1 protein-coding gene is annotated in these 287 nt (G+C 69.0%); it reads left to right on the forward strand.

Annotated elements, in window-relative coordinates; translation table 11 throughout:
- The coding region (locus ACEN88_RS35225) for a radical SAM protein (RefSeq protein ID WP_413347057.1) at positions 1 to 287 on the forward strand (287 nt) is incomplete at both ends.

The raw sequence follows: 287 nt of genomic DNA on the forward strand, positions 1-287 counted from the left end.
TCGTCGCGGTTCTTCGAGATCAAGGCCATCCTGCGCGCGAACGCGCTGACGACGGTGTGCGAGGAGGCGAGTTGCCCGAACATCGGCGAATGCTTCGGCAAGGGCACGGCCACGTTCATGATCATGGGCGACAAGTGCACGCGCCGCTGCCCGTTCTGCGACGTGGGCCATGGCCGGCCCGATCCGCTCGATGCCGCGGAACCGGAACGGCTCGCGCGCACGGTGGCGGCGCTCGGCCTGCGCTACGTCGTGATCACCTCAGTCGACCGCGACGACCTGCGCGACGG

Origin of the sequence: Massilia sp. CT11-108, assembly GCF_047302915.1 — a bacterium.
Taxonomy (GTDB): domain Bacteria; phylum Pseudomonadota; class Gammaproteobacteria; order Burkholderiales; family Burkholderiaceae_D; genus Telluria; species Telluria orientalis.